Genomic DNA, 10013 nt, shown 5'->3' on the forward strand with positions numbered 1-10013 from the left:
GCAATACCTGCTGCCAAGCTAGGTGCAGTGTATCCTTTTGTAAATGCGATCATTAATGATCTCCTTGTACTTAAAGTTTTTAGATGATTATAATGAAAATATAGTTTATATTTAGACTTTTTGAAGTTGTAGAGTCCTAATATATCCAAACACTTCAATTACAAAGGAGAGAATTCATTTCATGAGTATACATTTAGAGTTGGATTCCTTGTCGGTTGAAAGGCTAGCAATGGTCCTTTCAGGACGGCCAGGCATGTTCAAGTTGTTTTATGATACAGAGGATTGTGGATGCAACGGCGTACTTACCGTTTTGGTGATCGATGCACCGAATGCAACCGACACAGCAATTCAGTCCGATTCGTATTCTTTTTGGGTAGATCGGCAGCAGGAGCAGCAGTTCGATAGCCAAATGCGGCTTGAGGCAGATCCAAGTTACCCATCGTTCAAAGTAAGTAGCGATGCTGGTATATTGAGCAGCAATGTTAGAATTCAAGATCGGCGTGTAAACTCGTCCAAGGCGTGATATGCGGAGGTAATAAAAATATTAAGCACCAAAAAGCAATGCTAAATTAACACCAGCTTCCCAAAAACGAACCTTGTTAAGCCCATAGGGCAGAGGTTCGTTTTTACAATAATCTTTATGATAATTTCAGAAGGACGATGAGATGATGAAAAACTTGCTCGTTTCTGGCTATCGTGCCCATGAGCTGAATATTTTTAGTCAAAAGCACGAAGGCATTCCATACATTAAAAAGGCGATTGCAGGCAGACTGATTCCCCTGATCGAAGAAGGGCTGGAATGGGTGATTACCCCTGGTCAATACGGGGTGGACTTGTGGGCTTGCGAGGTCGTCATTGCATTAAAGGAGCAATATCCTCACTTAAAATGCTCTATTATGATGGCTTATCAAAATATGGAGGAAAAATGGAAAGAGGATAAAAAGGAATATTTTCAGCAGATTTGTGCCGAAGTTGACTATGTGGGAGTGGTTAGCCGCCAGCCGTATCAGGGAATATGGCAACTCAAGGCACGGGATGAACTCCTTTTCCGCAAAACAGACGGTTTATTGCTTGTGTACGATGAGGATGCCGGAGAGGGCAGCCCACGTTTTATGAAGGAACTGGCATTGAAAAAACAACAGGCAGAAGGCTATCAATATATCAGTATTAGCTCAGAGGATATCCAAAGCATAGCTGACGAAGAACGATTATTCATGGACCTCTGATTTTTAAAGCATTAGCCCGGATTTTTGAACAAAAAGGACGGAATCGTCCCTTTACAACGATGTAAGCGCTATCATAAGATTTAAACAACCATAACTTATCAGTCATATAAAATAAATTTATTGAAAATACAAACCATGAAAGGAGCTAATGATCAGATGAACAAAAAATTTCGGCATACTGTGTTGCTTTGTCTCGGTGTCATGTTGTGTGGAGTAGTCACTCCAATGGATAGCCCAATCTCAGCTGCGTCTACGAGGCAAATGGAGAAGCTGAACAGGGGAACTGTCGCAGTGAAGGTACCAGAGGGGATACTGGTGAGCTGGCGTTTATTGGGTACGGAAGCGGGTTCGGTTGGCTTCAATCTGTACAGAGGGTCAAGCAAGGTGAATGATGCGCCGATTACATCGAGAACCAACTTTCTGGACAAGGCAGGTACGACATCATCTTCGTATACCGTTCGTGCCGTGGTCAATGGAGCAGAGCAGGCCGCTTCTCCAGCGGTAAAGGTATGGAACAACAACTATCTGGACGTTCCCATCCAGCAGCCTGCAGGAGGCACAACCCCGGATCATGTGAACTACACGTACAATGCCAATGATGCCAGTGTGGGGGATCTCGATGGGGATGGCGAATATGAGATTGTGTTGAAATGGGACCCTTCCAATTCTAAGGATAATTCGCAATCCGGTTATACGGGAAATGTATTTTTGGACGGATATGAGCTGGATGGAACACGCAAATGGCGAATTGATCTGGGACGGAATATTCGGGCTGGTGCACACTATACGCAATTTCTCGTCTATGATTTTGATGGAGATGGTAAAGCAGAGGTTGTATGCAAGACAGCAGACGGCACGGTAGATGGTACAGGAGTAAAGATTGGCGACGCTTCGGCTGATCATCGCAACACGAGTGGATATATTTTGAAAGGTCCCGAGTTTCTAACTGTGTTCTCAGGTGATACAGGCAAGGCTCTTAGCACGATTGACTATGTACCTCCGCGCGGAACGGTGTCCAGCTGGGGAGATAACTATGGTAACCGTGTGGATCGTTTTCTCGCCGGGGTTGCTTATCTGGATGGCGTAAGACCCAGCATAGTGATGGCACGTGGTTACTACACGCGCACCGTTCTAGTCGCATATGATTGGCGGAACGGCAATCTAAGCCGCCGCTGGACCTTTGACAGCAATAGCTCCACCAATGCCGGGACGGCTGGACAGGGGAATCACAGCTTGAGCGTGGCAGATGTGGATGGAGATGATAAGGATGAGATCGTGTATGGCTCGCTTGTTGTAGACGATAACGGAGCGAAGCTGGCTAACACGGGGATGGGACACGGCGATGCACTTCATGTAGGCGATTTGGACCCGGATCGTTCAGGTTATGAAGTGTTCAAGGTGAACGAGGACAAAAATGCCACTTACGGAGCCGCCATGTATGATCCGCGTAATGGCAACATTTTATGGGGCGTAAAAACAGGCAAGGATACCGGACGAGGCATGTCGGCAGACATTGATCCGCGTACCAAAGGAAACGAGCAGTGGGCACCGGGCATTGGGTTACGTTCAGCCAAGGGAGAGCTCATTACCAACACGATGCCGTCCTCCATTAACTTCGGAATTTGGTGGGATGGGGATCTCCTCCGTGAACTGCTGGATCATACCTCCTCAAGCGCTGGTAAAATCGACAAGTGGAACTATACGAACTCGACGACTTCCAACTTGCTTACGGCCACAGGGACGAGTTCCAATAACGGGACCAAAGGAACGCCGTCGCTGCAGGCTGATCTGTTCGGTGACTGGCGGGAGGAAGTCATTTGGCGCAAAAGTGATAATTCGGCGCTTCGTATCTATACAACACCTTATGAGTCAGAACACCGATTTTACACGCTTATGCATGATCCGGTGTACCGCCTGAGTGTGGCCTGGCAGAACGTAGCCTATAATCAGCCACCGCACACCGGATTTTATTTGGGAGAAGGGATGTCCAAGCCCCAGCAGCCGAACATATACACTCCTTGATGTGCAGCAGCTCGATAGTGGGGTGAGTGCAGGTTAAATGAATAGTATCAGATAGGGCTCCAGGCTAATCGGGGCTCTTTTTGTTATGGGCATAGAAGAGTACGTATGATTTCCATAATAATGGGAACATTAGTTCTTATCAAGGTAATTTATGTATGGAAAAGGAGGCGGAATCTGTGAGTTCTTTAACGACAGAAAGCATGATCGAGCTCGTAACTAATGTCGGATTCCCTGCAGCATTAAGCCTGATTCTGTTAAAATACATTCTCGTCACCCTTAACCGTAGATTGGAGCAGCTGGACCAATCTATGAAGCAAATGTCACGATCCCTGGAAGAGATCGAGGAAAAGCAGGAGAAGCGGTCAGAACCTACGCTCCCGGTAAATACGGACAAACTTCGCGCAGAATGAACAAAAAAAGGCAAATAGAAACAATTTAGCAACCCAATCGAGAAACAAAATTCTTATAATAGAGACGTGTGCAGTTTATGCAGACATATGATTATGGAGGTGTATAGAAGTATGAAAATAAATACGAAACTATCCGCACTATGTGTTGCGGCCACACTTTTGAGCGCGGCACAGGTTGCCGCTGCTGCGCCCGCTGTGTCCGCTCCAGCGAACGCAGCGCAACCAAGCGTCGCCGTTCCGTCAGCTACCGTACCGGCCCAGGTGCCAGCACCAGCAGCATCTGTGTCTGTTACGACGCCGGCTCCTGCGCAAGCGCCGTCAGTTCCAGCAACAACAGCCCCAGCCGCAGGTTCCGTCCAAACGGCTAAACCAGCAGCTCCGTCTGCACCAGCACCGCGCCCATCTACGTCGGTAGCGCCAGCGGCTGTCCCGTCCGTACCATCGACTGCCAAGCCGTCCAAGCCGCAGCAGCCGTCCACTTCGGCGCCAGCTGCAGCTACGGCTACCAGCGTGAATCCAATCCAGCTGGACAAGCTGAACCATGAGAGTGCGATTCCGCTTGTGCTGGAGGCACAGTCTCGTTATCAGTATGCCACCAGCGGTGGCAAATCGTTGGGCCAAGCGTTCCAGTTGAATGGTAAAAGCTACCGCTATTTGTCCGAGGACATCGGCACGAAGACCAAATTGATCAACTATCTGACGCAGGCCTATACCAAACAGGCCAGTGAGCAATTTGTCAGTAAATTTTTTGTTGAGGTCAATGGCAGACTAGCTCAGTTGAATGCAGATGGCGGCAATTTGCTAGAGTTTAGCCGGGCTACGGCGAAAATGGTAACCATGACTCCGGTGAAGCGCAGCTACCTGCTGACCGTGCCTTATCCGGCAGAAGCCAAACAGCCAAACGAGAAAATCACCGTGAATTTTGAAAAGGTCGGCAGCTACTGGAAGGTTAGCTCCGCGCCGCATGTTATTTTCTAAATTAAGATTTTGCAACGTTCTTTATAAATAGGGTAAAGTGATGTTAAGGCTTGTTTCGTAAGCCCTAATTCAACGCAGGGGAGTGCTGTGCAATGATGACACCGATCAAGGTAAAAAACGTTAAGGATATTGAGAAGATCAATCAAATCGTATCCAATTATACGTATGACATCTGGATTCATGGCAAAAGCGGCATGGCAGATGCCAAATCCATTTTAGGCATGTATGTGCTCAAGCTGGATGAGCCGCTAACTCTGGTTGTACCTGACAACGTCAATCCCAAAAAGCTGTTCAAGGAGTTGGAGGAATTTATTCATTTTCCTGCTCAAGCAGAATAAACAGCAAAGAAGCACCTGCAGACACTGCATACGCTATTTTCAAAATGAATGCAAAGAAGCCATGGAACTCAGGTTCCACGGCTTCTTTTTTAATGTTCCTCCTCGTCCAAAAACGGGAGATTCACCGAATAGTACATAACCCCCATAAGCAGCACGCCACCCACCAGATTCCCAAGCGTAACCGGAACGAGATTATGGATGACGCCAGCGACAGAGACCGTACCCGGATGGTCCAGCACGAGCGCAATGGCGAAAGTACACATGTTAGCTACACTATGCTCATATCCCGAAATGAAAAAGCAGAATACAAACAGCATCATAGCGAACATCTTTGCGCCATTTTCCTTCATAAACATCGGCACAAAAAAGGCGAGGCAGACCAGCCAATTACACAAAATAGCGCGGAAGAATAGCTGCATTGCAGGCGCTTCCATTTTATGCTCAACTACGTTCAGCAGAAAGCTGTTCACGCTGGAGGAGTCAAACAGCCCTGTCAGGTATATAAGGAGTGCGAATACCCCCGCACCTAACAAGTTACCTCCATAGCTGGCAGTCCACAATCGAAGCACCTGACCCCAGCGCAGCTTTTTACGGAGCGCAGCATAGGTGTAATAGAAGGTGTTGCCAGTAAACAAATCACCGCCGCCGTACGCGATCAGAATGATGGCTGCCCCAAAGGTGAGCGCCGCCATGGGATAAGTGAATGGAGAATGCTCCATGTAAAAAAAGTTACCCGTCTTGAAGGCGACAATAACGCCGAATCCGATAAACATACTCGCCAGCATGGAACGCGCCAAATACCGGAGCAGGCTTTGCTTGTAAATTTTGTACTTCTTCAGGGCTAGCTGTTCGACATTGCGTAAGCCTTCCGTTTCCATACCAACGACAACCTCCTATTTTCTCATATCTAAGTCATTAAACCGACTTGATTTTTCCCGAAACATGCTCAGCGTGTCAAACAATTCTGTTAGCTTAACAAACCAAGCTTTTGCAGTCCGTATAAAATACCGTCTTCATCTGCGCGTTTTGTGACCATTTTAGCAGCGGCTTTGGCTTCATCACAACCGTTCCCCATCGCGACACTGTTATGTATAGTTGTCAGCATCTCCACATCGTTTAATCCATCGCCAAAAGCGTATTGATTCTCATCGGCAATGCCCAGTCTAGATGTAATTTCGCGGATTCCCTTTGCTTTGGAGCCAGCGTGAGGAACAACGTCCACTGAACTTGGATGCCAGCGTACAAAGTCAAATGCTTTGAATACCGCTTCATAGTAAGGCTCTTCTTCGGCTGTACACATCAACAGCGTCTGATAAATATCTCTCCCTTGGAAATAGAGCGGATCGTACCCAACCGAAATCTTGGCCTTAAGCGTTTGGACCGATTTCTCCACAAGCTCATCGTTAGGAATATTGGCCTTCATGTCCATATGATCCATATATACGAGAGCATGATTATGTGTGAGTGCCAGATCAGTCATCGCTTGCAAGGCTTCTCGATTCAGCGGATTGGTAGCGACGACTTCCCCACGGAGCACCACATATTGCCCGTTAAAGCTAACGTAGGAATCAATTTCTAACTGCTCGCGGATATCCTTGAACATAAAAGGCGCACGTCCTGTTGCGATGGCTACCTCATGTCCTTGCTCTTTCAAAGCAAAGACTGCTTTTTCTGCCGTTAACGGCATCTTCTTTTCATCGTCCAGTAATGTACCGTCGATATCAAAAAAAATAATTTTTTTGTCTGACATGTCCTTACACCTGACTTTCAATAATATATTGTCGAAATAAACTCATATGGATTCATTATATCAAAGGAACTGCTTCTGGATACACAAATACGTATAAATCCTCATGAATGTCCGACCTCTATAGCTTACAATATGAAATAAGGATTACTGTAAACTTTAATGTCTATCTCCTATTTTCGAAGATGGGATGTGATCACCATGACAAAAATCCAAGTCACACCGGAGCAGCTGGATAACGTGGCCTCCCAATTTGCCAATGCCCACGGCATACTGTATAACCAGCTGAACGGTCTGGATAGCACAATGAACCGCCTTCACAGCCAGTGGGATGGTATGGAGAGAAATCGTTTTTATAATGACTATCGTACAGCTAAATATACGCTTTCTTCTATATTAAATAAGGTTCAATCCATTGAAATTGAGCTGAAAAGCATTGCTTTGAAGTTTAGAAATGCGGATGCTGGAAGCACACGTGGCTTCTGGTCAGCCTTGGCAGCAGCGATGAACGCTAGTGCAGCGCTGGCGGGTAGCGGAGAGGCTGGAAATCATGCTGAAGATATCGTGAATTCACCCAAAAATATAGACGAGTGGGAGCAGGCAGACGCGGATAAATATCATCAATATGAGGAACTATTGAAAAACGCGGAGACCATCGGCGACAAGCAAGTCATGCAGAAAATCCACGACCAGATGAATGTCCTGAGGCTGCAATACGAGGACTCGGTTACTCGCACAGATTACAATACAGGAGAGACTTCCAAGATCACATCCGATTCCCTTGTTGCCGTCACTGAACTGACAGGTAAAGACGGAAGCAAAACAGATATATCTATAGATAAAAAAGGAAATATTATAAGTTATGAGCAAAATACGGACAAATACGATTACTGGGTCCAAAAGCATACTCAATCAGCCGGAGAACACGCTCTAGGTAAAACGGCCCAGACTGTTACCGGATATGGAATGGGTCTTATTTTGTCGCGCGGGACTGGCGTCAGTGGAGCAGGTTCGGGCGCAGCCTCCGGCTGGGGGGAACACGTTGTCGGCATTGGTGGCGGTATGATCAGTGACAAGGTGCTGTTCTCTGTTCCTGATGAGGGAGAAACCCGTACCATGATCTACCGGACAAATAAAGAAACTGGGCATGTCGAGAACATGATCATCGTCACCAAAGGTGAGAATGAAATGAAGTATCGCTATTGGGAGGATTATAACTAGGTCTTGAGCAGTGAGAGATCATAACGTGAATACGAGTATCTATAAAATCTACAGACTTTTTCAAGACTAAGCGAGCGGCAGTGGAAGACTGCGAAACTTATCAGTTGGTAAAATCTGTAGATTTTTTTCGTGCGCATATTTCTAATCTAAAATTCTATTAGAGTTATTTAATTGTTACATAGTATTTATGATTTAAGCAGCAATTTCATGGAGTAAAGGACATCTGACTCATGTAGTGTCTTTAATTTATGTTTTCAAACATAGAGCAATCTGAGCTTAAGAGCAAGGTTCAAAAAAGAGTATAATATCATAATTTGGATAAATACAATAATATAATAAGTGTGTATATTTGTTTATCTTTTAAAAATATTTAACAATTGCATAATTTAATTTTATTTATTTTTATGTAGTGAAAATAATGAAAAAAGCTATTCTTTCAAGAAAACGACTTTATTTAATGATAATCAACAAATTTCTACATTTTGCGACCTTTTATTTACAAAAATGTAACATTCGAAGGTTGACTTATTCATTGACTTTGTTGAAATAAATCGTTATTTTAATTCGTAAAAGGAGTAAAACATGGGTTGGAATAACGATTGATAAATTATTAATACAAGCTTATTAAATGCTAGTGCACGGTGATTACATATGATTTAATTTGTTTTTAAAATGATTCTTTTTTTCATTAATTATGTCGATCATAAATTTCTGCTTTAATACTATAAAGGTTATAACTTGCAACAGAAGTTAAATTTGAAAAGTACACATATTCAGGAAGCTCACTGGAGAAGAGGTTTTCAGATGAATAAAGTATCTTTTATTTTTCCTGGGCAGGGTTCGCAATATGTAGGAATGAGTAAAGAACTATGGGATAATTTTACTGTGGTAAAGCGTTTATTCGATGAAGCGGATGATATCTTAGGTGTAAAACTCTCAAAACTTTGCTTTGAAGGAGATTCCCAAGAGCTTCTTCAGACCATGAATGCCCAACCAGCCTTACTTACTGCCAGTCTTGCTGCATACTATGCTAGCAGAGAAATACTGGAACTGGAACCTCAACTGTTGGCCGGTCATAGTTTAGGAGAATACTCAGCATTGGTGTGCAGCGGTTTTTTCTCCCTTCAAGATGGACTTCAAATCGTGAGAAAACGAGGAATGTTCATGCAGCAGGCTACAGCCAACGGGGTAGGGACTATGGTTGCTGTTGCGAATGTTTCTGCTTCTATTCTGGAGAGCTTATGTCAAGAGATATCTACGGATCGTGATGTTATATCTATTGCCTGTCACAATTCAAACAATCAGTACGTGCTATCGGGACATACAGAACCTATGGCTCGAATAGTGGAGCAAATCAAACGTCTAGAACATAGTAAGGTTAACTATTTAACAGTAAGCGGGCCTTTTCACAGTATTCTGATGAAGCCTGCAGCAGATAAGCTTGCCGCAGAACTAAAAAAAATCCCGCTACGCAAGGGAAGGTGGCCGGTTGTTTCCAATGTAACAGCCTTACCACATGATGAATTCTCAATTTATGACTTGCTGTACAAGCAAATGATAAGCCCTGTACGTTGGACAGATACGATGGATTATTTATACCAGAACGGTATTACTGTTGCGTTAGAATTAGGTCCGAGAAAAGTACTTGGACAGCTAATGAAAGAAAGATATCCTAGTATCTCCACTTTTTCTATTAATACCAGTTCTTCTTTAAAAGAAGCGGACAAGTGGCTAAGTAAGCAGCAAACTACACGCAAATTTACACTTGAGCGTCTGGAGGAAGGCTTTGCAGCAGCGCTTATTGCACGAAATCGAAACGGGGATTACAAACAACATATGGAGGGAGTTGTTTACCCTAGTCAGCAGATCCGAAATAGGATCAATCAACTTCAAAATCATAAAAATGACACCGCTTATAATGCGGTTAATACAGAGGTGTTAGAGCTCATTCGTACTATTCTCACTACCAAGCAAGTGCCCGAGCAAGAACAACAGACGATTCTTAATATGATCTAAATAAGATTCATCAATGATGTTGGAAATTGTAAATTTATTAACTGGAAGCTAATAA

10 protein-coding genes are annotated in these 10013 nt (G+C 44.4%); 8 read left to right on the top strand and 2 right to left on the bottom strand.

The genetic code is table 11. The annotated features are described in order from the left end of the window. Positions 1 to 181 precede the first annotated feature (181 nt). The 6 genes from HFD99_RS20340 (at position 182) to HFD99_RS20365 (ending at position 4974) form a co-directional block, all read left to right on the top strand. Positions 182 to 523, top strand: a complete 342-nt coding sequence (locus tag HFD99_RS20340) for an iron-sulfur cluster biosynthesis family protein (protein ID WP_025364124.1) — start codon at positions 182 to 184, stop codon at positions 521 to 523. A 145-nt stretch (positions 524 to 668) separates the two neighbouring features. Further along, positions 669 to 1226 (top strand): SLOG family protein, encoded by a 558-nt coding sequence (locus HFD99_RS20345; protein WP_025364125.1) that lies wholly within the window; start codon positions 669 to 671, stop codon positions 1224 to 1226. A 156-nt stretch (positions 1227 to 1382) separates the two neighbouring features. Then, entirely contained in the window at positions 1383 to 3248 is a 1866-nt protein-coding gene (locus HFD99_RS20350; RefSeq protein ID WP_445376249.1) for a rhamnogalacturonan lyase, read from the top strand. Positions 3249 to 3424: 176 nt separating this feature from the next. Beyond that, complete coding sequence (locus HFD99_RS20355) at positions 3425 to 3658, top strand: hypothetical protein (RefSeq protein ID WP_016819913.1); 234 nt, start codon at positions 3425 to 3427, stop codon at positions 3656 to 3658. 111 nt (positions 3659 to 3769) lie between these two features. Further along, on the top strand, positions 3770 to 4636 hold the full coding sequence (locus HFD99_RS20360) for a DL-endopeptidase inhibitor IseA family protein (protein ID WP_016819914.1): 867 nt from the start codon (positions 3770 to 3772) through the stop codon (positions 4634 to 4636). A 92-nt stretch (positions 4637 to 4728) separates the two neighbouring features. Continuing rightward, positions 4729 to 4974, top strand: a complete 246-nt coding sequence (locus HFD99_RS20365; protein WP_016819915.1) for an HPr family phosphocarrier protein — start codon at positions 4729 to 4731, stop codon at positions 4972 to 4974. Positions 4975 to 5063: 89 nt separating this feature from the next. Here HFD99_RS20365 and HFD99_RS20370 read toward each other — a convergent pair whose 3' ends face one another. Continuing rightward, complete coding sequence (locus HFD99_RS20370; RefSeq protein WP_016819917.1) at positions 5064 to 5852, bottom strand: formate/nitrite transporter family protein; 789 nt, start codon at positions 5850 to 5852, stop codon at positions 5064 to 5066. Between the two features lie 89 nt (positions 5853 to 5941). Continuing rightward, a complete protein-coding gene (locus HFD99_RS20375; RefSeq protein WP_039276815.1) occupies positions 5942 to 6724 on the bottom strand; it encodes a Cof-type HAD-IIB family hydrolase in 783 nt (260 codons plus the stop codon). 198 nt (positions 6725 to 6922) lie between these two features. Between HFD99_RS20375 and HFD99_RS20380 the strand changes: the two genes are divergently transcribed. After that, entirely contained in the window at positions 6923 to 7942 is a 1020-nt protein-coding gene (locus HFD99_RS20380) for a WXG100 family type VII secretion target (protein ID WP_039276817.1), read from the top strand. A gap of 804 nt (positions 7943 to 8746) precedes the next feature. Then, positions 8747 to 9958, top strand: coding sequence for an ACP S-malonyltransferase (fabD, locus tag HFD99_RS20385; protein ID WP_019686265.1), 1212 nt, complete (start codon positions 8747 to 8749; stop codon positions 9956 to 9958). Positions 9959 to 10013: the final 55 nt, after the last annotated feature.

Origin of the sequence: Paenibacillus sp. EKM301P, assembly GCF_011800295.1 — a bacterium.
GTDB classification, from domain to species: Bacteria; Bacillota; Bacilli; order Paenibacillales; family Paenibacillaceae; genus Paenibacillus; species Paenibacillus polymyxa.